This window comes from Isoptericola sp. AK164 (assembly GCF_029643425.1).
In the GTDB taxonomy this organism is placed as follows: Bacteria; Actinomycetota; Actinomycetes; order Actinomycetales; family Cellulomonadaceae; genus Isoptericola; species Isoptericola haloaureus.
In genome coordinates this window covers 3247241-3270589 of sequence record NZ_CP119106.1, presented here as the reverse complement: position 1 = coordinate 3270589, position 23349 = coordinate 3247241, and the positions used below count along the sequence as shown (strand labels likewise).

Below are 23349 nucleotides of genomic sequence, written 5' to 3'. Positions count from 1 at the left end.
AGCGCGGTTCCGCTTAGTCTGAAGCGCGTGAGCGACAACTACGGACACCAGAGCCCGAGCACGGGCGCGATCGAGCGTGTGGTCGCCCGTCACGAGATGCCCGACCCGCTGCGCGACGACATCCGCCTGCTCGGCGGCCTCCTGGGCGACGTCCTGCGCGAGGCCGGCGGCCAGGACCTGCTCGACGACGTCGAACGCCTGCGCGAGCTGACGATCCGCGCCTACGGAGTGGACGACGGCGGTGCCGCGCTGGCCGAGGCCTCCGACGTCGTCGCCGGCTACAGCCTGGAGCGGGCCGAGCAGGTCGCGCGTGCCTTCACCTGCTACTTCCACCTGGCGAACCTGGCCGAGGAGTACCACCGCGTGCGCGTGCTGCGGCAGCGCGAGGCGGAGTCCGGGGCGGCGATCGAGGAGTCGCTGCCGGCGGCCTTCACCCAGCTGACCGAGGAGGTCGGGCGTGACGAGGCGCTGCGTCGCCTGTCCGAGCTCGAGTTCCGCCCGGTGCTGACCGCGCACCCCACCGAGGCCCGCCGTCGGGCCGTCTCGGGTGCCGTGCGGCGCATCTCCGACCTGCTGGCCGACCGCGACACCGTCGAGCTGGGCGGCACCTCCCGCTCGGAGAACGAGCGACGGCTCATCGCCGAGATCGACACGATGTGGCGCACCTCGCCGATCCGTGCCGCGAAGCCGACCGTGCTCGACGAGGTCAAGACGGCGATGGGCGTCTTCGACGCCACGCTGTTCGAGACCTACCCCGAGGTCTACCGGCGTCTGGACGACTGGCTGCTCGACGGCGACGCGGGTCGGACGAAGCCCGTCGCGAGCCCGTTCGTCTACCTCGGGTCGTGGATCGGCGGCGACCGGGACGGCAACCCGAACGTCACCGCCGAGGTGACGCGCCAGGCGGCCACGCTGGCCGCCGAGCACGCGCTCACGGCGCTGGAGCAGGCGGCGCGGGCCACCGGTCGCAAGCTCACTCTCGAGGAGGCGTCCACCCCGGCGTCGGACGAGCTCAAGGCGCTGTGGCAGCGGATGCGCCAGCTCTCGGAGGACCTGGCCGCCCAGGCGGCGGCGGAGTCCCCGAACGAGCCGCACCGTGCCGCCGTGCTGGCCATCGCCGGCCGCGTCGGTGCGACCCGCGCCCGCGACGCCGACCTGGCCTACCGCGAGCCGGCCGAGCTCGAGGCCGACCTGCAGATCGTCCAGGACTCGCTGGTCGAGGCCGGTGCGAACCGCGCCGCCTACGGCGACCTGCAGCGGCTGGTGTGGCAGGTGCAGAGCTTCGGCTTCCACCTCGCCGAGATCGAGGTCCGCCAGCACTCGCAGGTGCACGCCGCCGCGCTGGAGGAGATCCACGACAAGGGTGTGCACGGCGACCTGTCCGACCGCACCCGCGAGGTGCTGGACACGTTCCGTGCCCTGGGCGCGGTGCAGAAGCGGTTCGGCCAGCGGGCCGCGCGCCGCTACATCGTGTCGTTCACCCAGGCGCCGGAGCACATGGCGGCCGTGTACGAGCTGGCCGCCCTGGCGTTCGAGGGCACCGACGACCCGCCCGTCGTCGACGCGATCCCGCTGTTCGAGACCTTCGCCGACCTGGAGAACTCGGTGGAGATCCTCGAGGCGATGCTCGAGATGCCGCAGGTCCAGAAGCGGCTGGCCGAGAACGGCCGCCGCGTCGAGGTCATGCTCGGCTACTCCGACTCCTCCAAGGACGTCGGCCCGGTGGCGGCGACGCTGGCGCTGCACTCGGCGCAGTCCCGCATCGCGCAGTGGGCGCAGCGGCACGACATCACGCTGACGCTCTTCCACGGTCGCGGCGGTGCCCTCGGCCGCGGCGGCGGCCCGGCGAACCGCGCCGTGCTGGCCCAGCCGCCGCACTCGGTGGACGGCCGGTTCAAGCTCACCGAGCAGGGCGAGGTCATCCTGGCCCGCTACGGCAACCCGACCATCGCCGCGCGGCACATCGAGCAGGTGGCCGCGGCGACGCTGCTCGCCTCGGCACCGTCGACGGAGAAGCGCAACGCGGAGGCCACCGAGCGGTTCGCCGGCATGGCGTCCGCGCTGGACGCCACCTCGCGGGCCCGGTTCCACGAGCTCGTGCAGTCCGAGGGCTTCCCGCAGTGGTTCGCCGAGGTGACGCCGCTGGAGGAGGTCGGTCTGCTGCCGATCGGCTCCCGCCCGGCCAAGCGCGGCCTCTCGGTCAACTCCCTGGACGACCTGCGCGCGATCCCGTGGGTCTTCTCCTGGTCGCAGGCGCGCATCAACCTCGCCGGCTGGTACGGCCTCGGCACCGCGCTGCGCGAGTACGGCGACCTGGAGCAGCTCCGGGCCGCCTACGAGGAGTGGCCGCTGTTCACCACGCTGCTGGACAACATCGAGATGTCCCTGGCGAAGGCGGACGAGCGCATCGCGAGGATGTACCTGGCGCTCGGCGACCGGGACGACCTGGCCGACATGGTGCTCACCGAGATGCACCTCACCTACGAGTGGGTGCTCAAGGTGACCGGCAACCAGTGGCCGCTGGCCAGTCGTCGCGTGCTCGGCCGGGCCGTGCAGCTCCGGTCGCCCTACGTCGACGCCCTGTCGCTGCTGCAGGTCCGTGCGCTGCGGGCGCTGCGCACGCAGGGTGCGAGCGAGGGGCTGTCGCTGGACGAGGGCGAGTGGGTCGACGGCGGGTACAAGGACCGCTGGCGCCACCTGCTGCTGCTGACGGTCAACGGCGTGTCCGCCGGCGTGCAGAACACGGGCTGACGGTGTCCGACGGCGGGGCTCCCGCGGGTGCTGCGGCGCCCGCGGGAGCCGGTCCCGGCGTGTCCGCGGCGCCGGCCCTCGAGCTGGCGGTCCAGGACGTCGCCGGTGTCGAGGTCGCGGCGTCGGTCGGTGCCCGTCGGGTGGAGCTGTGCGCCGCCCTGGGCGCGACGGGCGGGATGACGCCGGGTCCCGGGCTGCTGGCCGCGGCCGTGGAGCGGGCCACCGCGGTCGAGGTGCACGTGCTGGTGCGGCCGCGACCCGGCGGGTTCGTCCTCGTCGACGGCGAGCTGGACGTGCAGGTGCGCGAGGTCGCCGCTGCGGTGTCTGCCGGAGCGGACGGCGTGGTCGTCGGCGCGCTGAGCGCGGACGGCACCGTGGACACGGTCGCGCTGCGCGAGCTGGTGGCGGCGGCCGAGGGCACCGAGGTGACGTTCCACCGCGCGTTCGACCAGCTCGCCGCACCGACGGCCGCCCTGGACGCGCTGGCCGGGCTCGGCGTGACCCGGGTCCTCACCTCCGGCGGGGCGCCCCGCTGCGCCGACGGGGTCGACCGGCTGCGGGCCTGCGCCGTCCACAGCCGGGACGTCCTCGACGGTGCCGTCCAGGTCATGGCCGGCGGCTGCGTGCGGGTCACTGACGTCCCCGTGCTCGTCGAGGCCGGTGTGGACGCCGTGCACCTGTCCGCCAAGCGCGTCGTGACCGACGACGGCGGGCCCGGCGGCGGGGGAGGCAGCGGCTACGAGGTCACCGACCCGGTCGTGGCCGCCGCAGCAGCCGCCGCCCTGAGCGTCGCGCGATGACCCGGGCTCCGGGGCGGGTCAGGCGGCGATGATCCGCAGGGGCGCACCGTTCGGGTCCGCGACGTCGACCATCCGTCCGTACGGCGTCTCGGCCGGGGCGTCGGCCACGGTCCCGCCGAGGTCGACCGCCCGCGCGGCCGCGGCGTCGACGTCCGCCGCACCGAGGTAGACCATCCAGGTCGGGCGGCCGTGCTCGCCGAGCACGGCGGCGGCGTCGAAGAGTCCCGCGGTCGCCGCGTCCTCGGCGCCGTGCGTGGCGTAGCGGAAGTCGTCCCCGCCGGGCATCTCGTGGACGTCCCAGCCGAGCGCGTCGCGGTAGAACGGCAGCGCCGTGTCGTAGTCGGTCGTCCACAGCTCGAACCAGCACGGCGCACCGGCTTCGGCCAGCCGGACGAAACCCGGGTGCCCGGTGGCCTGCCAGCAGCCGATCTGCCCGCCGACGGGGTCGGTGGCGAACAGGTAGCGGCCCATCCCGGGCACGTCCTGCGGCGGGACGTCGACCGTGCCGCCGTGGGAGCCGATCCGACCGGCGACGGCCTCGGCGTCCGTCGTCCACAGGTAGACGTGCCAGCCCGGCGTCTGCTCGTCGCCCTGCAGCGGCACGATGCCCGCAACGGGCGCGCCGCGGTGCGTGAACTGCCCGTAGTGCCGGAAGTGCTCACCGAGATCCCGGTGCTCCCAGTCGAACAGCGCGGTGTAGAAGGCGACCGCGGCGTCGAGGTCGGTGGCGGCCAGGTCCATCCAGCCGGGCGCCCCCTCGGGCAGCTTCTCCACAGGGGGCATCTCAGGGGCTCCGTTCCGACGGCGTGGTGGGTCCCCACAGACCATCACGCCTGCAGGGCGCTCACCACCCGGTGCACGCTCGAGGTGAGGCCCCACCGGGCGGCCAGCGCGTCCAGAGCCTCGGGGTCGGCAGGAGCGTCGGGCAGGGTGTCGTCGAACGGTTCCAGCGGGGCGTCGTCGGCCACGCGGACGACGCCGGGGGCCACGGCGAGGTAGTCCGCCGCGGCGGCGATCCGGGTGCGCTGCGACGGCGTGACGCCCTTCTCCCCGGTGGCCGCCGCCTCAAGCACACGGTCCAGGGTCCCGAACGCGGCCAGCAGCTTGGCCGCGGTCTTCTCCCCGATGCCGGCCACGCCGGGGAGTCCGTCGGACGGGTCGCCGCGCAGGACCGCCATCTCGGCGTAGGCCGTGCCGGTCGGCACGCCGTACTTCTCGGCGAGCCGTGCCTGGTCCACGACGTCCGGGTCCCGCACGCCGCGGGCCGGGTAGAGGACGGCGATCCCGGCGTCGTCGTCGACGAGCTGGAACAGGTCGCGGTCGCCGGTGACGATGCCGACGTCCGGGCCGGAGCGAGCGTGCGCGTCCGGGGTGCCGCCGTCGGCCGGGGTGCCGCCGTCGTCCCCCGGAGCGCCGGAACCCCGGCCGGCGAGCTCCCGGGCGACGAGCGTGCCGATCACGTCGTCGGCCTCGAAGCCGGGCGATCCGACGCGGGCGATGCCCAGCGCGGCGAGCACGTCGACGATCACCGGGATCTGGGCGCGCAGGTCCTCGGGCATCTCCTCGACGTCGGGTCCGTCGGCGCGCAGCTCGGCGACCCGGTGCTCCTTGTACGTGCCGATCGCCTCGACGCGGAACGCCGGGCGCCAGTCGTCGTCCCAGCAGGCCACCAGGCGGTCGGGCCGGTGCTCGGCGACGAGGAACGCGATCATGTCGAGCAGGCCGCGCACGGCGTTGACGGGTCGGCCGTCGGGGGAGCGCAGCGAGTCCGGCATCCCGAAGTAGGCGCGGAAGTACAGCGACGCGGTGTCGAGCAGCAGGAGGCGCATGGGGCCAGCCTTCCACCTCGCCGGTCGTGCCGGCACCCGGGGCGCGCCACCCGCACGCGGGCCCTCAGCCGAGCAGCGCCGCCACCAGCCCGAGCCCGGCGACGACGGCGAGCACCGAGACCGCCAGCGTGCTCAGCGCGTGCAGCACGGCCCGGGCGGGGCGGCCTGTGCGCAGCATCGCCGCGGTCTCCAGGATCGACGTCGAGAACGTGGTGAGGCCGCCGCACACCCCGACGACGAGGAAGAGCTCCCAGGCGGGCCCCGCCGTGCCGAGGGCCAGCCATCCCGCCGCCAGGCCGATGAGGAACGACCCGAGCGCGTTGACGAGCCAGGTCCCCCACGGGAATCCGTCCGGGCGTCGCGCCTTGATCGTGTCCGCGAGCCAGAAGCGGGCCGCCGCACCGAGCCCGCCGCCGAGCCCCACGAGCAGCGCCCCCAGCAGCCCGCTCACCGGCCCTCCTCCGGGTGCAGCAGGCGCCCGAGAGTGCTGCGTCGGCCCCGCAGGCCGAGGAGCGCGCCCAGCAGCGCCGCCAGGGTGCCGAGGACCAGCGTGGCCCCGACGTAGCCGGCCGCGACGAGCCAGGCGCCGTCCCCGGTGAGCCCGGTGGTCTCCAACGCCAGGGAGGAGTAGGTGGTGAAGCCGCCCAGGACACCCGTGCCCGCGAACAGCCGGACCCGTCGCAGCCGCGGAGTCTCCGGGCCTCGGCGGGCGACCGCCTCGAGCAGCCAGCCGAGCAGGAACGCGCCGAGGACGTTGACCGCGAAGGTGCCCCACGGCCAGCCGCCCGAGGACGGCGGGAGGAGCAGCCCGACCCCGTAGCGGGCCATCGAACCGGCAGCACCTCCGGCCGCCACCAGGGCGAGGAGCCGGAGGTCCCGGTGCGGGGCGCGGTCGGCGGTCACGGTGCCCATCCTCGGGTGACCACCCGGCGGAGGTCCACCCGACCGTGGCTACGCGTGCTCGGCCGGCAGCCGGTCCGGCAGCCCGAACCGGGGGAACCAGGTGGCCGTGTCGAGGAACGTGGTGATCCCCGTGATGCGGCCGGCGCCGTCGTCCTCGAGCACGACCAGCCCCCACGGGGTCCAGCCGCCCTCGGGCGCGGCCCGGTACTGCCCGAACGCCATCGAGCCGTTGGCGTGCACGCGCAGGCACCGCGACCCGCGGCACCCGTGGCCCGGGCCGACCATCCAGCGCACGACCTCCGCCGGACCGGACACCCACAGCGTGTACGGCGGCATGTTGAGCACCGCGTCGTCGTGCAGCAACGCGACCAGGGCGTCCATGTCGTACCGCTCGAACGCGTCGAGGTACCGCTCGAGCAGTGCCTCGTCGACCTCGCCCCAGCGGTCGGCGTCCCGGGAGAGGTTCTTCGACCCGAGGGTCGCGCGGGCCCGCTGCAGCGCGCTGTTCACCGAGGCCACGGTCGTGTCGAGCAGCGAGGCCGTCTCGGCGGCCGACCAGCGCAGCACCTCCCGCAGCACCAGCACCGCACGCTGCCGCGGCGGCAGGTGCTGCAGCGCTGCGACGAAGGCGAGCCGGACCGACTCCCGGCCCACGGCCATGTCCGCCGGGTCGCCCTCGCGGGGCAGCACGGCGTCGTCCGGCACGGGCTCGACCCAGCGCTCCTCGGTGAGGGTCTCGCCCAGGTACTCGATCTCGGCCGGCTGCGGGCCGCCGATGCCCATGGGGCGCTCGCGCCGCCTGGCGGACCCGAGCGCGTCGAAGCACACGTTGGTCGCGATCCGGTACAGCCAGGACCGCAGGGAGGACCGCCCCTCGAACCGGTCGTACGCGCGCCAGGCCCGCAGCATCGTCTCCTGCACCGCGTCGTCGGCGTCCGCGGCACCGCCCAGCAGCCGGTAGCAGTAGCCGGTCAGCTCACGGCGGTGGACCTCGAGCCGTGCGGCGAGGTCGCGAGAGGTGCCGGCGTCCGGGGAGGCCGTCTGTGTCATGCCTCACACGCTAGGCGGTCCCTCCGACACCCGCGCGGAGGACTCAGGTGCGCCGGCGGCGGGCCTCCGCGCGCGTCCACGGCAGCACCCGTTCGACCAGCGGGATCGAGCTGGTGGGCGAGGTGCGGCGCACGACGGGCACGACGCCGGTCAGGGGGCGCGCCGACCGGTCGATCTCGAACCAGACCGTCTTGCCCGCGCCCTGGGCGACGTGCCGGCCGACCGCGTCCCCGGCCAGGTGCTGCTCCACGCCCCAGCGGGAGGCCAGGCGCTCGAGGAACTGCACGCCGCGTCCGGACAGGTCCTGCGGCTCGGGGGCACGCAGCACGGGTGCGCGGGTGCAGCCGTCCCGGACCCCGACGCGCAACCGGTGGGCGTCGACCTCGACGGTCGCCACGATCGGCCCCGCCCCGTGCTCCAGCGCGTTGGTGAGGATCTCGCTGGACAGCAGCATCGCCGTGCGCCGGTGCTCGGGGTCGACGCTGCAGGACTCGAGCACGTCGTCGACCCAGCGGCGAGCGGGCCCGAGGTCGCTGAGGTCCTCGTGCGCGACCTTGCGCTCGGCCGTGGCGGGGCCGTCCTCGGACGGCGGACCGGACGGCGCGGGCACGCGGGCCCGCGCGACGAGGACCGCCACGTCGTCGCGCTGCGAGCGGCCGACCAGCCGGCGCACGAGCGCGCGGGGCAGGGCGGCGGTGGCCTCGCCGTGCACGTCGGCGAGCGCCTGCTCGAGCTCGGCGATCCGGTCGTTCACCTGGACGCCGCGCCGCTCGACCAGGCCGTCGGTGTACAGCACGAGGGTGTCGCCGGGCAGCAGACGGTCGACGTGGTCGTGCCGGACCGTGCTCGGGTCGATGCCCAGCAGCATGTCCGGACGCGCCGCGAGCTGCTCGACCGTGCCGTCGCGGCGCAGCACCAGCGGCGGCGGGTGGCCGGCGTCGGACCAGGTCAGCGTGTAGCCGCGTTCCGGGGTGCCGTCGGGCCCGCTGTCGCCCTGCGGCTCGGCGTCGTGGTCCAGCCGGACGACGACGGCGGTCGCCAGGGCGTGCAGCCCGAGCTGGGCGTCCGCCCGGTCGAGCCGGGACAGCAGCTGTGCCGGGCCCTCGTCGTGGCTCCAGGCCAGCACGCGCAGCATCGAGCGCAGCTGGCCCATCTGGGCGGCCGCGTTGACGTCGTGCCCCGCGACGTCCCCGATCGTCAGGATCGCGGTGCCCTCCTCGCGGACGACCGCGTCGTACCAGTCCCCGCCGACCTGGTCGGTGCGCGCGGCCGGGGCGTACGTCGTGGAGATGTCGAGGTGAGCGACGTCGGGCGGGTCGGTCAGCAGCGACTCCTGCAGGGTGGTGGCGACGCGCCGGCGCGCCTCGAGCAGCGCGACGCGTTCCAGCGCCATCGCCACGTACCGCGTGACGGTCGTCTCCAGGGCGGCGGTGCCGGCGTCGTGGTCGCGGGCCTCGTCCCAGACGCAGACCACGACGCCGATCACGTCGTCGTCGGCGATCACCGGCAGGAACGAGCGGGCTCCCGTCGACGTCAGGCCGAGGCCGGCCATCGCCGGGTACGCGGCGATCATCTCGGAGTGGTCGCGGTAGAACCGGGTGCGGTGCTCGCGCACGACGGCGGCGTCCGGCCGGGGGGCGTCGAGGCGCAGGCTGCGCATCTCGTCGGGGAAGCCCGGCTCCTGGTGCCCGACGGTGACGTAGCGCAGGTGGCGGCGGTCGGCGTCGACCAGGGCCAGGGAGCACCAGCGGGCCCCCATCCCGGTGCCGACCACCTGGGCGATGGTCTCCTCGACCTCCTCGATGGTGGTGACGCCGGCGAACCGTTCGGACAGCCCGAGCAGGAACTGGGCACGCTGGTGGGCGCGGAAGGCGACCTGCTCGGCGCGCCGGGCGCGTTCCCGCTCGGCGCGCAGCCGCAGCTCGCCGGTGCAGGCGGCGGCCAGGTCGGACAGCGTGGCCAGGTCGGCGTCGGTCCAGTCGCGCGGGTCGTCGCACAGCGCCCACAGCGCCCCGACCACCTCGCCGCGGCCGTCCTCGACCGGGTAGCCGGCGATGGCGCGCACGCCCATCTCGGCGATGAGGCCGCGGCCCGCGACCAGCGGTTCCGCGGCGACGTCCGGGACGATGAGCGGCGTCCGGCTCTCGGCGACGATGCCCGTGGCCGGACGGTCGAGCTCGTAGACCCGGCTGCGCTGGACGTCGTCGGGCAGCCCCGAGGCGCCCGGGAGGTGCTGCACGGGGCCGTCTCCGAGCACGATGAAGCACGCCGCCGGCACGTCGAGCGTACGGCGGGCGATCCGGACGATGCGGTCGAACACCTCGTCCGCGGTGTGGTCCCCGGGAGCGCCGTGGGTCAGCGAACCCAGGACGTGGGTCGCGGGCACCGTCCCAGTATGGCCCGGCCGGCCCGGGTCCGGGGGACGGATCCGGGCCACGTCGGTGATCCGGCGTCCCGGCGACCAGCCAGTTCGCGGCTTCCCGTTGCGATCTACGTCACACCGCGCGCACACTGGGAGTCAGGACCAAGACGGGGGTGGCACCGTGGTGGGAACCGCTGGAACGTTCGACGCCCTGCCCATGCTGGGCCGTGGCAAGCACCGCAACCCGAAGAAGGGCGCCTGCTTCATGGAGCTCGCGTCGTTCCTCGCCGGGGAGCGCTGGAGCGATCATCCGCAGTGCACGCACCCGCTCCTGGCGATGCTGGCGCGTGCCGTCAACGACCTCATGTCGGACCGGAACCGTCCGCAGCTCGCGCCCATGATCCCCTCGGTGATCGGGCTGAACAGCGACGACCCGCGCTGGGACGTGCACATCGCCCTGCGTGCCGCCCAGACGGCTCTCCCGGTCGCGCCCGCCGACCGGCAGCAGACCCTCGCGGTGGCGATCTACGGCGCCGAGCGCATGCTCGACGTCCTGGACGCCCGGCCCGAGGGCACGATGTCCGTCGAGAGCGTCGAGGCGCTGAGCGCGGTGCCGAAGACCTCCGAGTGGGCCCGCCGGTTCTGCGCCGGCACCCACGTCAAGCCGAAGCGGTTCGTGCGGGACGCCGCCCCGTCGGTCGTGTCCACGGCCGTGCAGGGCATCAGCGAGGCCTACGTCGGCGACGCGGACGACCGCCTGCGGAACCTGCTGGGCGACACCATCGCCGACGCCCGCCGCTGGGCCGGGCTCGAGGAGACGGGGACCGCGCTGCGCGAGGACCAGTGGTCCGACGTCGTGCGTCCCGCCGAGGTCTGAGCCGACAGGTGCCCCGGACCCGGGTGTGACCCGGGGAACGGCCCGCGCGCACGCGGTCTGGTAGACCGGAGACGTGATCGAAACCAGCGCCAGCCCGCTCGACCAGCTCAGCCTCGCCGACCTGCGCCGGCGGACCTCCGTGAAGTGGACCGCCTACCCCGAGGACGTCCTGCCCCTCTTCGTCGCCGAGATGGACGTGCCGCAGGCGCCGTTCGTCGTCGACGCCGTCACCCGGGCCCTGCAGGTCGGTGACACCGGCTACGACCGGGGCACGGCCTACGCCGCCGCCCTCGTGCCGTTCGCGCAGCGCCGCTGGGGCTGGACGCCCGACGAGCGCACCAGCCGCACCCTGCCCGACGTCATGGTGGCCGTCGTCGAGATCCTGCGCGTGCTCACCGCTCCCGGGGACGCGGTCGTCGTCACCCCGCCCGTCTACCCGCCGTTCTACGGGTACACCCGCAACGAGGGTCGCCGGATCGTCGAGGCGCCGCTGACCGACGCCGGCCGGCTGGACCTGGGCACGCTGGAGTCGGCGTTCCGCGAGGCCACCGGCGGCGGACCCACCAGCACCCGGCCCGGGTCGGGCCGCCGTGCGGTGCTGCTGCTGTGCAGCCCGCACAACCCGACCGGCACCGTGCACACCCGCGACGAGCTCGAGGCGGTGCTGGCGCTCGCCGGCCGCTACGGCGTGCGGGTCGTGGCCGACGAGATCCACGCCCCGTTCACCGTCGCCGACCTGACCGACGGCGCCACGCCGTTCACGCCGCTGCTGTCCGTGCCCGGCAGCGGCTCGGCGATCGCCGTGCACTCGGCCTCCAAGGCCTTCAACCTCGCCGGGCTGCGTGCGGCGACGGCGCTCGCCGGCCCCGACGCGGCCGACGACCTGCGCCGCATCCCCGAGGAGGCCGGGCACGCCGTCAACCACCTCGCGGTGCTGGCGCACGCCGCCGCGTACACCGAGGGAGACACCTGGCTGGACGCGCTGCGGGCCGGCATCGTGCGCAACCGCGAACTGGTCACGACGCTCCTGGCCGAGCACGCCCCGGCCGTCCGGGTCCACCCGGGCGAGGGCACCTACCTGATGTGGCTGGACGTGCGCGACGCCGTCCCCGCCGACGTCGACCCGCACCGGCACGTGCTGCGCACCGCGAAGGTGGCGCTCGGCGACGGGCGGGACTTCGGCAGCAACGGCGCCGGGTGGTTGCGGCTCAACCTCGCCACCTCGTCCGAGATCCTCACCGAGGCCGTCGAGCGGCTGGGGACGGCGCTCGGGCGCTGAGGGGCGGCCGGGCGGGGCGTGACCCGCCACGGTCGTCAACCCCGAAGTGGAGGGCGCGCAGCGCCCGTGAACGCGACCGTGCCGGGTCACGCCCCGCCCGGCCCCACACGTCACGCCACGCCGAACGCTTCCTCGAGGGTGTCGCCGCTGTGGTGCAGGTAGGCGGCGAGGTCCTCGCCGACGTAGCGCAGGTGCCACGGTTCGCCCCGGTAGCCGGTGATCTCCTCGCCGCCGGCCGGGTAGCGCACGACGTAGCCGTACCGCCACGCGTGGTCCGCGACCCAGTCCGAGGCGGGCGTGCCGCCGAACTCCGTGAACGGCACCCCGGCCTGGGTGACGTCGGCCGCGAGCCCGGTCTGGTGCTCGGAGTGCCCCGACCGTGCCGAGAAGCGCGACGCGGCCTCGGCGCCGTACCGGGAGGCGTACCGCTCGAAGAGGCGCTCCTGGTAGCCGGCGGGACGGAACCCGGAGACCAGGACCAGCCGCTTCCCGGTGGCCCCCTCCGCGGCCTCGGCCAGCTCGGCGAGGGCGTCGGCCGCCGCCGGTCGCAGCTCGACCCAGGTGCCCTGCACCGCCATGTCGGGCGCGACGAGCCGGTCCGGCACGAAGTCGCGGGGCGTGACGCCGCGGTCCTTGGTCACGAGCACGGTGAGGTCGCGGGGGTCCGTGGACGCCTCCCACGTCGTGCGGACCACCTTGACCCCGCTGACGGCGGGGGCCACCTGCGCGGTGCCGGGGGCGAAGAGCCGCCAGCGGGTGACCGGTGCCTGTCGCCAGTGCCGGGTGAGCTCCATCGCGGCGGAGTAGGTGCCGTCGTCGGGCATCGTGGTGGTCCACCGTGTCACCCAGCGGCCGTCGACCTCCTGCTGCAGCTCGAGCGTCCTGCCCTCGCCCGGGGCGATCGCCACGCCGTCCGCCCAGTCGGTCCCCGCGGTCCGCTCCTCGAGCGGGGACCAGCCCACGACGCCCGTGTGCGCACTTGGCGGGGTCGGCCCGGGCGGGTACGGCAGGGACAACGCCGCCGCCGTGGCAGGGACGGCGAGCGGCACGGCGACGGCTGTCGCGGTCACGAGGGCACGCCAACGACGTCGGAGCAGGGCAGCGGGCACGCCCGCACTCTGCCAGACCGGTCGTTCCCCTGGCTACGCGCTCCGGGTCAGCCGAGGTGTCGGTAGCGGTTGATCTCCCGCATCAGACCGTGGACGCTGCGAGCCGTCGGGTTCAGCGACCCGGAGACGGAGTCGTGGTTCGCTCCGTCCATGGTGCGGTTGCTCAGCCCCTTGCGGGAGCGGACGAAGTCGTCGCGGACCTCGATGTTCTTCGTGACCGTGCGGGTCTGCTTCTCGTGCCGGTAGCGCTTGTCCGCGTTGCGGTACCGCGCGAAGATCACGAAGAAGAAGACGAACCCGGACAGGAAGAAGACGAGCCCGAAGGCACCGGGATCCCCGTCCGAGCCGGTGGAAGCCAGGACGGCCGCCGCGATCATGAGCCACCTCCGAGGACGAGGACCACCGTGCCGACGACGATGCCCGCGGCCTCCACGACCGCCGACGTCAGCAGCAGCCGGGGATAGTTGATCGGCACGCTGCCCATCACCGCGCCGGTCCGGCCGTTCACCGCGACGTAGTGCGTGACCGACCGGCCGTCGCGTCCGGTCTGGTGGTAGCTGTACAGCCACACCGGCAGGTAGGCCGACACCCACCGCTGCCCGCGCACGTCGAGCTGCTCGCTGTGCCACCGCACCCCGCGGTCGTAGAAGCGCAGCGTGTCGTGGACGGCGTGCCGGGCGACGTCCTTCGACTGCGCGTCCACGATCGGCGCCAGGTCGCCGATGTTGGTGTCGCGACGCTCGGAGGTGAACCCGGCCAGGTAGTTCGAGTCGTAGGTGACCGCGTTCTCGAGGTCGAAGGGCCGGATCGCGTTGATGACGTTGTTGGTGGTGCTGAGCCCCTGGTCGAGGCGTTGCTGCGACGAGACGACGGCGAGGTCGTGCACCTCGACGTCGAAGGCGCGGCCGACGTCGTAGAGGTCCGCGTCGTAGCGGGTCTCCGACCGGTCCTCGCCCACCGAGACGGTGTAGCTGCGGGTCTGGTGCTCGCCCTGTCCGCGGAACGCGGCGTGGGCGTTGACGTCGACGACCATGTAGGGCAGGTAGGCGCCGAGCACGTTGTCCGGGTTGAACTCCTTGCGGAACCGCGGGTGGGCGAAGAAGCGGCGCTTGCGCACGAACGTGGCGATCTTCCGCACGGCCTCCTCCTTCGGGAGGCTGAACGGGAGCACCATGTCGGGCACGGCGCCGTTGGGCACCTGCTGGTTCATCGACAGGGTGTTGCGGCACCAGTGGCAGCGCGCCTGGGTGCTGCTCGCGGTGTCGATGACGATCTCCGCGCCGCACGCGCTGCACTTGAAGGTGAGCACGATCTCGGCGGACGGGACGATGTCGGACGAGCCCGACCCCATCGTGACGCCGCGGAGCTCACCGACGCCGGCGTCCAGGCCGAACGCCTCGTTGGCGCTCGGCGTCGACCACTCGTCGCGGCAGTAGTGGCACCGCAGCATCCCCGAGCCGATGTTCAGGGCGATCTGCGTCGCCCCGCAGCGCGGGCACTTGGTCAGTCCGTCGACGGCGTCGGCGTCGGTGTCGATCACGCGGGGGCCGTGGTCGGGCTCCGGCGGTGCCGTCGGTGGGGCGGGGGCCTGCTCGTCGGAGGCCGGTTCGGTCACGTCGTCCATCGCCTACAGCCCGAGCGCCTTCTTCTTGGCGGCGTCGTAGTCCTCCTGGGTGATGAGACCGGCGTCGAGCATCGCCTTGAACCGGGTGAGCTTCGCCATGGCGTCCTCCTCGGCCGGCTCCGCGGACGCCTGGGGCGGCGCCTGCTGCGGGGGGACCTGGCCGGCGGGCTGCTGCAGACCGCCCATGGCCGCGCCGGTCGCGTTCATCCCCATGCCGAGGAACGCCATGTCGGAGCCCCCGCCCCCGCCGTTCTCCCCGGCCGCCTGGAACCCGCGGGCGGCGGCCTGCTGCATGAACGAGTTGCCGCGTGCGCCGCCGAGCGCGTCCGCCTTCTTGACGTCGGAGAGCAGCTTGCGGGTGTCCGCGTCGTACTCGATCGCCTGCAGCGCCACCTTGACGATGGTCAGCCCCCGGTCCGACGTCCACCGGTAGGACTCCTCGACGGCGTGGCTCAGCGACTGCGCGAAGCCGATCGCGTCGCCCTGGATGCGGGCGATCCGGTTCCCCTTGCTCGGGTCGTTCGTGTAGTGGGAGAACGCGGCCGCCAACGACCCCACCAGCTCGTTGAAGAGCTGGCTGGCCGCGTCGTTGTCGAAGTCGCCGAAGTCGAAGACCTTCGCGTCGTAGCTCAGGTACGTCAGCGGCACGAAGTTCTTGACCAGCAGCACGGGGTCGACGATCCGCAGCGAGTAGCTGCCGCGCGTGATCGCGCCGACCTGGGCGCGCAGGTAGGCGTCGTCCCAGTAGATCTCCGACTGCGTGCCGAAGCGGTTGTTCGGGATCTCCTTGAGGTTGACGTAGAACGCGAGCTGCTGGGAGCCGGGCCGCCCGCCGAACTTGAACCGCTCCCAGGAGGTCTTCACCGTCGCGCTGAGGAAGCCGTCGTCGGCGAACACGGACCGCGAGTTCTGGTCGTCGGAGGTGAAGACGTAGCCGCCCGGGTCGCTGACGAGGCCGGTCAGCTCGCCGTCCTGGAACGTCATCAGCGCGTACCCCTCGGGGACGACGATCCGCGAACCGTTGGTGATGATGTGCTCGGACCCCTGGGTGTTCGCGCCGCGTCCGGCGTCCTGGCCCTGGCGGACCGCCGGGAACAGCGCCGCCGTGGGCGCGAGGCCCGGGGGCGGGACGATGAAGTCTTTCCACTGGTCGGCGAGCGTCCCGCCGAGAGCGCCGGCGAATGCCTTGATGAACCCCATGTGCTTCCTCGTCTTCGATCCGTGGACATGATCCCGGCACGGCCGGGCGCTCCGGTCGCCTCCGACCGTACCGAGCAGGAGGGCCCGGACGGGACCGTGTGTCGTGCGCGGCCGGATTTCACCCGCTCGACTTTGTTGCCGCGCGGAACCTTCCGCCCACGTGCCGGCCCCGCTACGCTCGCCGGGTGCGCCGTCGGACATCGTGTGCCCTGACCGTCCTCCTGACTCCTGCCGTGCTCGCCGCCGCCGCGGCGTGCACCGGGCCCGAGCGGCCGGCTCCCGGCGAGACGGCGCAGGCGCTGGCCGACGGCCTGGCGCGCCAGGACCTGTCGGCGCTGACGCTGGTGTCCGACACCAGCGCCCTGCCGGAGCAGCACCTGGCCGAGGTCGTCGAGCCCCTGCTCGCGGCCGCCGAGGAGACGGGCGCCGCGCCGAGCGTCGAGGTGGCCGAGGTCGTCGAGGCCGAGACGGCCGAGGACGAGCCGCCGCGGGCCGCGGTCACGCTGACCTGGAGCTGGCCGCTCGCGCCGGGCCACACCTGGGACTACACGACCGGGACCGAGCTGGTCTGGGCGCCGCCGCCCGAGGACTCCGAGGAGGCCGGCACCTGGGAGGTGCAGTGGCAGCACGACCTCGTCGCCCCCGACCTCGCCGGCGGCGAGCGCCTCGAGCTCGAGAGCCTGCAGCCCGACCGCGGCGACCTGCTGGACATCCACGGCGAACCGCTGGTCACCGAGCGCGACGTGTGGCGCATCGGCATCGACAAGACCTACCTCGAGCCCCCGCGGTACGCGGAGCAGGCCGAGGCGCTGGCCGAGCTGGTCGGGCTCGACCCCGCGGCGTACGCGGACCGCGTGGCCTCCGCCGGGGAGAAGGCCTACGTCCTGGCGATCACGATCCGCCAGGACGAGGCGACGTCAGGGGTCTCGTTCACCGCCGACGACGCCCGGGCGATCGACGGGGTGAACGTGCTGGCGGACACGATGGAGCTGGCCCCGACGTCGTCGTTCGCGCGGTCGGTCCTCGGTCGCGCGGGGGAGGCGACGGCCGAGATCATCGAACAGTCCGACGGCGCGGTCGAGCAGGGCGACGTCGTCGGGATCTCCGGTCTGCAGCGGCAGTACGACGCGGCGCTGACCGGCAGCGAGGGTCTGGCCGTCCACGTCGTCGACGGTGACGGCGAGGTCGTGCGGGACGCGTACCGCGTCGAGGCCGTCGACGGTGCGGACGTCGCCACGACCTTCGAGCCCGACCTGCAGATCCTCGCCGAGGAGGTGCTGTCCGACGTCGAGCCGGCCAGCGCGATCGTGGCGGTCCGGCCCTCGACGGGCGAGGTCCTGACGGCCGCCAGCGGTCCGGGCGGCGAGGGCTGGTCGACGGCGACGCTGGGCCAGTACGCGCCGGGGTCGACTTTCAAGGTGGCCACCGCGCTCTCGCTGATGCGTGCCGGGGTCTTCCCCGAGGACGAGGTCACCTGCCCGACGTCGGTCACCGTGGACGGCCGCACGTACGAGAACGTGCCCGGCTACCCGCAGGACGCCACGGGGGCGGTGTCGCTGCGCACGGCGTTCGCGCACTCGTGCAACACCGCCATGATCGGCGAGGGGGCGGAGGTGCGGCAGGCCGACCTCGCCGCCGCGGCGGTGGACCTGGGGCTCGGGGCGGCGTCGTCCGTCGGGGCCCCGGCGTTCCTGGGCGAGGTGCCGACCGAGGCGTCCGCCACGGGGCACGCCGAGGCGCTCATCGGCCAGGGTGCGGTGCTCGCCTCCCCGCTGGGCATGGCCACCGTCGCCGCGTCGGTCGCGGCGGGGGAGCGGGTCGAGCCCGTGCTGGTCCGGCCGGTCGAGGACGACGGCGGCACGGACGACGGCGCCGCGGACGACGGCGGCACGGACGACGGCGGCACGGACGACGGCGCCGCGGACGACGGAGGCACGGGGGCCTCGCCCTCGGCGAGCGCCTCGCCGGACGGCTCGGACTCCTCCGAGGCCGCCTCCGACGCGCCGGAGCCGGCCGGGTCGGCGGGCGGCCTGACGCAGACCGAGGCCGCCGACCTGCACGACCTGATGGGCGCCGTCGTCGCCGAGGGCAGCGCCTCGGCGCTGGCGGACGTGCCCGGGGTGAGCGGCGCGAAGACGGGGACGGCGCAGTACGGGGACGGGTCCCGGCAGCACGCCTGGATGCTGGCGATCGCGGACGACCTGGCGGTCGCGGTCTTCGTCGAGGACGGCGAGTACGGGTCGACGACGGCGGGCCCGCTGATGGGCCGGTTCCTCACCGGGCGCTGAGCGCCCGGGTCCCGGCGCGCGCCGGGCGGCGGTCCGTCGTCCGGCCGGTCAGGGATCCGGCCGGACGACGAGCAGCCGACGGGTCGTCACTCGGGGCGCACGAACCCGGCGTCGTCGCACATCGCCTCCAGCGCGGTCACGGCGTCCTCGACGGCGCCCGGATCCCCCGACGTGCCGTTCAACGCGTCGTCGAACGGCTCCTGGATGGCCTGCAGGATCGCTGCGGGACCGGTGTCGGCGTAACGGATCTGGGCGTCGAGGCGGTCGCGGACGATGGTGAGCTCCGCGGTGTTCTCCTCGGTCGCCGGGGAGGAGACCTCCGGAGCCCACGTCGTGACCCGGTGGTCGATCGAGAGCTCGCCGCCGTCGTAGTAGCCCGCGCAGGTGGCGGCGATGTCGACAGCACCCTCCGTCTCCGTGGAGGCCTCCGGGGTGGGGGAGGAGTCCGCCGCCGGCTCGACCGAGTCCGGTCCGGCGCAGGCCGTGAGCAGGAGGGCAGCGGAGACAGCCGCGGTCGCGGCGAAGAAGGAGCGCATAGGAACGATTCGACACCGAGTTGCCCCGGGCAGGCAACTTGCTCGGGCCTCTCGTGGCGTGTCTCACATGGTGGTCAGGTCCCGGGGCGCCGGAGCGACGGCCTGGCGCCCCGGGACCGCCTCATGCGAAGCGTGCCGACCGCTCGACGACGCGCCCCGCGCCCCGCCCGCCGTCGGCCGTGGCGTCCCAGGAGTACACCTCGGTGCCGGTGACGAAGACGCGCTCGGCGCGGGCGTTCACGTCCAGCGGGTCGTCGGACCAGACCACGACGTCGCCGTCCAGGCCGGGGCGCAGCGCGCCGATCCGGTCGTCCAGCCCGAGGATGCTCGCCGGGTTGGTGGTGAGCGCCTCCAGGGCCACCTGCCGGTCCAGCCCCTCCTTGACGGCCAGGGAGGCCTGGTGCACCAGGAAGTTGATCGGCACCACCGGGTGGTCGGTGGTGATCGCGACCGTCACGCCGGCCTCGGCCAGCCGGGCCAGGTGCGCGATGTCGCGGTTCCGCAGCTCGACCTTGGTGCGCGTGGTGAACATCGGCCCGAAGATCACCGGGATCTCGCGCTCGGCGAGCACGTCGGCGACCGCGGCGCCGTCCGTGCCGTGGTTGACCACGAGCCGGTAGCCGAACTCGTCCGCGAGGCGGATCGCGGTGGCGATGTCGTCGGCGCGGTGGGTGTGCTGGTCCCAGGCGAGCTCGCCGTCGAGCACGCGGGCCAGCGTCTCCTTGGTCAGGTCGCGGGCGAACGGCTCGCCCTTGGCCTCGGCGGCGGCGCGTGCGGCCGCGTAGTGCTGGGCGTCGAGGAAGGCCTGGCGGATCACCGAGGCCACCCCGAGCCGGGTCGACGGCGTCTTCTTCTGCTCGCCGTACACTCGCTTCGGGTTCTCGCCGAGCGCGCTCTTGACCGACACGGCCTCGCGCAGGACCTGCTCGTCGACGGTGCGCCCGCCCCAGGTCTTGATGGCGACGGTCTGCCCGCCGATGGGGTTGGCGGACCCCGGCTTGACGACGACGGAGGTCACGCCGCCGGCGAGCGCATCGCGGAACCCCTCCTCCTCGATGTTGATCCCGTCGAGCGCGCGGAACGCGGCACCGTTCGGGGCCGTCTTCTCGTTGGTGTCGTCGCCGGCCCAGCCCTCGGCCTCCTCGTGCACGCCGACGTGACCGTGGGACTCGACGAACCCGGGCAGCACCCACCGGCCGCCCGCGTCCACGGTGGGGACGCCGTCGGGGATCTCGACGCCGGCGCCGACGGCGGTGATGACACCGTTCTCGACGAGGACCGTGCCGTGCTCGATCGGGTCGCCGGCGACGGGGACGACGTGGCCGTTCGTGATGGCGACGGAGCTGCGGGTGGTGCCCGGGGTGGTGGGCTGCTGCGTGGAAGTCATGGGGCCATCTTGCCTCGGGCATCGGACGCGTCCTGACGCGCCGGTGCGCGTGGCGCGGGAGAGGCCGGGGACCGAGGTCCGGCCGGGCGACCGAGGAGGAACGCGACCGGTCCCAGCACCGGCAGCAGGACGATCACCGCCAGCCACAGCAGCTGGCGGGGCGCCGTGGCGAAGACCGTCCGTGCCCACAGCACGACGCTGGTGACGAACAGGACCAGCGCTGTCAGGGCGAGCACGCTCCAGACGACGTCGTACCAGGGGCCGAGCATCAGGGTCACCTCCGGGCGGGAGCAGGGGCACGACCGGCCCGCCTCACGCCCGACGCGGTCCGGCCTTCACCCTGTCAGTGGCCGGCACCCTCCCGATCCTGACAGGCGACGACGAGATCCGGGGCGGGGTGGCCTCACCCGGTCCTCACTCGGCCGGCACGTTCTCCTCGACCTCGCGCAGCCACGCCGCCGCTGACGCGTCCGACGGCATCCGCCAGTCCCCGCGCGGCGACATCGTGCCCCCGGCCGAGACCTTCGGCCCGTTCGGCAGCGCGGAGCGCTTGAACTGCGAGGCGAAGAACCGGCGGAAGAACACCAGCATCCACCGTCGGATCGTCGCGAGGTCGTAGGTCGACCGGTCGTCGTGCGGGTATTTGGGCGGCCAGTCGCCCACGGAGGCGTCCCGCCAGGCGTGCCACGCCAGGAACGCGATCTTGGACGGCCGCATCCCGCACCGCAGCGTCCAGTACAGCGTGAAGTCCTGCAGCGCGTAGGGGCCGACCATCGCCTCGGTGGACTGCGGCGCCTCGCCCTCGCCGGCCGGCACGAGCTCGGGGGAGATCTCCTGCACGACGATCTCGCGCAGCACGTCGCCGACCTCCGCCGGGAAGTCGCCGGAGTCCGCCACCCAGCGGATGAGGTGCTGGATCAGCGTCTTCGGCACCCCGGTGTTCACCGCGTAGTGCGACATCTGGTCGCCGACGCCGTAGGTGCACCACCCCAGCGCCAGCTCGGACAGGTCGCCGGTCCCCAGCACGATGCCGCCGCGGTGGTTGGCGATCCGGAACAGGTAGTCGGTGCGTAGCCCGGCCTGGACGTTCTCGAAGGTCACGTCGTAGACGGGCTCACCGGCGCCGTACGGGTGGTCCAGGTCGCGCAGCATCTGCTCGGCGGCGGGCCGGATGTCCAGCTCCTCGAACCGCACGCCCAGCGCGCGCGCCAGGCGGGTGGCCCGGTCCTTGGTCTCAGACGACGTCGCGAACCCCGGCATCGTGACGGCGTGGACGTCCGTGCGGGGACGGCCGAGCCGGTCCATCGCCTTCGCGGCCACGACCAGCGCGTGCGTCGAGTCCAGGCCGCCGGAGACCCCGACGACCACCTTCGGCTGCCCGATCGCGGCCAGCCGCCGCTCCAGGCCCGTGACCTGGATGTTGTACGCCTCGTAGCAGTCCTGCGCGAGCCGCGCCGCGTCGTCGGGCACGAACGGGAACCGGTCCACGTGCCGGCGCAGGCCGAGGTCGCCCGACGGCGGTCCCACCCGCCACTCGACGGTGCGGAAGTCCCTGGTCCGGTCGCCGAGCGCGCGGCGGTTGTCGTCGAAGGTGCCCTGGCGCAGCCGGTCCTGGCGCAGCCGGTCGAGGTCCACGTCGGCCACCGCGCGGCGCGGTCCGGCCGGGAAGCGTTCGGTCTCGGCGAGCTCGTCGCCGGCCTCGTAGACCATCGTCTGCCCGTCCCAGGACAGGTCGGTCGACGACTCGCCCTGCGACGCCGCGGCGTAGACGTAGGCGGCGTGGCAGCGCGAGGACGCCGAGCGCACCAGCAGCCGGCGGTCCTCGGCGCGGGCGATGGTGATCGGGCTCGCGGACGGGTTGAGCAGCACCGTCGCCCCGGCCAGCGCGGCCTCGGCCGACGGCGGCACGGGCACCCACATGTCCTCGCACACCTCGACGTGCACCGTCAGCCCCGCGACGTCGGAGGCGCGGAACAGCAGGTCCGGGCCGCAGGGGACCTCGTCGTCGGCGAACGGCAGCCGCACGGTCGCCCCGCGCAGGTCGGCGCCGGAGGCGAACCAGCGCTTCTCGTAGAACTCCCGGTAGGTCGGCAGGTAGGACTTCGGGGCGACGCCGAGCACCCGGCCGCCCTGGACCACCACGGCGCAGTTGTGCACGCGGCCGTCGATCTCCAGCGGCGCCCCCACCACCAGCAGCGGGCGCAGGTCGTCGCTGGCCTCCACGATCTGCTCCAGGGCGTCGGTGACCGACTCGAGCAGGGTGTCCGCCAGGTGCAGGTCGTCCAGCGCGTAGCCGGAGACCGACAGCTCGGGGAACAGCGCGACGGCCACCCCGTCGTCGTGGCAGGCCCGGGCCTGGTCGAGGATCGCCGCGGCGTTGGCCGCCGGGTCGGCGAGCGTCACGGGCACGGTGCAGGCGGCGACGCGGGCGAAGCCGTGGGCGTAGGCGTTGCGGAAGTCCACACCCCGAGTGTGCCCGACGACACCGGGTCGACGTTGGCCGAGCGTCGGACGGCGGGGCTATCGTCGGCCACGTGGCGCAGAATTCCGAGGGCCCCCGGCCTCGATCCCGACCGTCCGCCTCGTCCGAGGGGCCGGACTGGACACCGGTCCGCCCGCAGCGACGGAACCGGCTCATCGCGGCGATCGTGGCGCTCGCGATGCTGCTGACCGCCGTCGGCGGCACGGCCGCGATGCTCTTCGGCGCGCTGTCCGCCAGCGCGCACGACCAGCTGCTGTCCACCGACCCCGAGGACGGGGCGTCGCTGGACGAGCCGGTCGACACGCTGACCCTGACGTACAGCTCCGACATCATCGCCGACGGCACCCAGGTCCGGGTGACCCCGCCGTCGGGCGAAGCCGTCGACGCCGAGGTGAGCGTCGACGGCCCCGTGGTGACCGCCACGGTGGGCGAGCAGGTCGCCGGTGGCGAGTACGAGGTCGCCTGGCGCGCCGTCTCCTCGGACGGGCACCCGATCGAGGGCGGCTTCGCCTACACGGTGACGGGCGGCCAGGACACCGCCGAGCAGGCCGACGAGCCGGTGCCCGCCGCGTCCGCCGAGGCCGAGCTGTCCGAGTCGGGCGAGATGGAGGGGCTCGGAGCGGCCGCCCCGGCCGACGAGTCCTCGCCGTCGGCGCCCGCCGAGGACGACGCGTCCGCCGCCGGGGCCATGCCGGTGCTGTACGGTGCCGCGCTCGTGGCGATCATCGGTGTCGCGGCCGTGCTGCTGATGCGGACGCGACGCCGTCTGCACGACGACCACGGCCAGGGCCCCACCCAGGGGCCGCTGAGCTGACCAACCGTCCGTACGGGTCCGGCTGGCGCGCCGAAGAGGCCAAAAGTCGCAGGAACCC

General features: G+C 74.2%; 20 protein-coding genes. 6 read left to right on the top strand and 14 right to left on the bottom strand.

What is annotated here, in order from left to right:
- Window positions 1-96: 96 nt before the first annotated feature.
- Both PO879_RS14980 and PO879_RS14975 read left to right on the top strand, forming a co-directional pair.
- Window positions 97-2751 (top strand): phosphoenolpyruvate carboxylase, encoded by a 2655-nt coding sequence (locus PO879_RS14980; protein WP_278237565.1) that lies wholly within the window; start codon window positions 97-99, stop codon window positions 2749-2751.
- A 59-nt stretch (window positions 2752-2810) separates the two neighbouring features.
- Complete coding sequence (locus PO879_RS14975; protein ID WP_278235652.1) at window positions 2811-3551, top strand: copper homeostasis protein CutC; 741 nt, start codon at window positions 2811-2813, stop codon at window positions 3549-3551.
- Between the two features lie 18 nt (window positions 3552-3569).
- On the opposite strand, the gene PO879_RS14970 is transcribed toward PO879_RS14975, so the two are convergent.
- The 6 genes from PO879_RS14970 to PO879_RS14945 form a co-directional block, all read right to left on the bottom strand.
- Complete coding sequence (locus PO879_RS14970; RefSeq protein WP_278235651.1) at window positions 3570-4334, bottom strand: VOC family protein; 765 nt, start codon at window positions 4332-4334, stop codon at window positions 3570-3572.
- Between the two features lie 44 nt (window positions 4335-4378).
- Entirely contained in the window at window positions 4379-5380 is a 1002-nt protein-coding gene (locus PO879_RS14965; RefSeq protein WP_278235650.1) for a 5'-3' exonuclease, read from the bottom strand.
- A gap of 64 nt (window positions 5381-5444) precedes the next feature.
- Window positions 5445-5831, bottom strand: coding sequence for a fluoride efflux transporter CrcB (crcB, locus tag PO879_RS14960; protein WP_278235649.1), 387 nt, complete (start codon window positions 5829-5831; stop codon window positions 5445-5447).
- The gene (locus PO879_RS14955) at window positions 5828-6283 is read right to left on the bottom strand and encodes a CrcB family protein (RefSeq protein WP_278235648.1); all 456 of its coding nucleotides are present in this window, start codon (window positions 6281-6283) and stop codon (window positions 5828-5830) included. The genes crcB and PO879_RS14955 overlap by 4 nt, the downstream gene beginning before the upstream one ends.
- Before the next feature lie 48 nt (window positions 6284-6331).
- Window positions 6332-7333, bottom strand: a complete 1002-nt coding sequence (locus PO879_RS14950; protein WP_278235647.1) for a sigma-70 family RNA polymerase sigma factor — start codon at window positions 7331-7333, stop codon at window positions 6332-6334.
- Between the two features lie 43 nt (window positions 7334-7376).
- A complete protein-coding gene (locus PO879_RS14945) occupies window positions 7377-9719 on the bottom strand; it encodes a SpoIIE family protein phosphatase (protein WP_278235646.1) in 2343 nt (780 codons plus the stop codon).
- A gap of 160 nt (window positions 9720-9879) precedes the next feature.
- Here PO879_RS14945 and PO879_RS14940 point away from each other — a divergent pair, with 160 nt between their 5' ends.
- Window positions 9880-10572, top strand: coding sequence for a hypothetical protein (locus PO879_RS14940; protein WP_278235645.1), 693 nt, complete (start codon window positions 9880-9882; stop codon window positions 10570-10572).
- 73 nt (window positions 10573-10645) lie between these two features.
- The gene (locus PO879_RS14935; RefSeq protein ID WP_278235644.1) at window positions 10646-11851 is read left to right on the top strand and encodes an aminotransferase class I/II-fold pyridoxal phosphate-dependent enzyme; all 1206 of its coding nucleotides are present in this window, start codon (window positions 10646-10648) and stop codon (window positions 11849-11851) included.
- Window positions 11852-11961: 110 nt separating this feature from the next.
- Here the strand turns inward: PO879_RS14935 and PO879_RS14930 are convergent, their stop codons facing one another.
- The 4 genes from PO879_RS14930 to PO879_RS14915 all read right to left on the bottom strand — a co-directional run bounded on the left by PO879_RS14930 (window position 11962) and on the right by PO879_RS14915 (window position 15784).
- Window positions 11962-12813, bottom strand: coding sequence for a M15 family metallopeptidase (locus PO879_RS14930; RefSeq protein WP_278235643.1), 852 nt, complete (start codon window positions 12811-12813; stop codon window positions 11962-11964).
- 194 nt (window positions 12814-13007) lie between these two features.
- Entirely contained in the window at window positions 13008-13337 is a 330-nt protein-coding gene (locus PO879_RS14925; RefSeq protein WP_278235642.1) for a hypothetical protein, read from the bottom strand.
- Window positions 13334-14584 carry a TFIIB-type zinc ribbon-containing protein gene (locus tag PO879_RS14920; RefSeq protein WP_278235641.1) on the bottom strand — a complete coding sequence of 417 codons (1251 nt, stop codon included), beginning with the start codon at window positions 14582-14584 and terminating at the stop codon, window positions 13334-13336. The genes PO879_RS14925 and PO879_RS14920 overlap by 4 nt, the downstream gene beginning before the upstream one ends.
- 3 nt (window positions 14585-14587) lie before the next feature.
- The gene (locus PO879_RS14915) at window positions 14588-15784 is read right to left on the bottom strand and encodes an SPFH domain-containing protein (protein ID WP_278235640.1); all 1197 of its coding nucleotides are present in this window, start codon (window positions 15782-15784) and stop codon (window positions 14588-14590) included.
- Window positions 15785-15969: 185 nt separating this feature from the next.
- On the opposite strand from PO879_RS14915, the gene PO879_RS14910 reads away from it, so the two are divergent.
- The gene (locus tag PO879_RS14910) at window positions 15970-18072 is read left to right on the top strand and encodes a penicillin-binding transpeptidase domain-containing protein (RefSeq protein ID WP_278235639.1); all 2103 of its coding nucleotides are present in this window, start codon (window positions 15970-15972) and stop codon (window positions 18070-18072) included.
- A gap of 86 nt (window positions 18073-18158) precedes the next feature.
- Here PO879_RS14910 and PO879_RS14905 read toward each other — a convergent pair whose 3' ends face one another.
- The 4 genes from PO879_RS14905 to PO879_RS14890 form a co-directional block, all read right to left on the bottom strand.
- Window positions 18159-18608 carry a hypothetical protein gene (locus tag PO879_RS14905; protein ID WP_278235638.1) on the bottom strand — a complete coding sequence of 150 codons (450 nt, stop codon included), beginning with the start codon at window positions 18606-18608 and terminating at the stop codon, window positions 18159-18161.
- A 121-nt stretch (window positions 18609-18729) separates the two neighbouring features.
- Window positions 18730-19995 carry an amidohydrolase gene (locus PO879_RS14900; RefSeq protein ID WP_278235637.1) on the bottom strand — a complete coding sequence of 422 codons (1266 nt, stop codon included), beginning with the start codon at window positions 19993-19995 and terminating at the stop codon, window positions 18730-18732.
- Window positions 19992-20264, bottom strand: coding sequence for a hypothetical protein (locus PO879_RS14895; protein WP_278235636.1), 273 nt, complete (start codon window positions 20262-20264; stop codon window positions 19992-19994). Before PO879_RS14895 ends, PO879_RS14900 begins: the two co-directional genes overlap by 4 nt.
- Window positions 20265-20409: 145 nt before the next feature.
- A complete protein-coding gene (locus PO879_RS14890; RefSeq protein WP_278235635.1) occupies window positions 20410-22458 on the bottom strand; it encodes an NAD(+) synthase in 2049 nt (682 codons plus the stop codon).
- Between the two features lie 71 nt (window positions 22459-22529).
- Between PO879_RS14890 and PO879_RS14885 the strand changes: the two genes are divergently transcribed.
- Complete coding sequence (locus PO879_RS14885) at window positions 22530-23291, top strand: copper resistance CopC family protein (protein ID WP_278235634.1); 762 nt, start codon at window positions 22530-22532, stop codon at window positions 23289-23291.
- Window positions 23292-23349 lie beyond the last annotated feature (58 nt).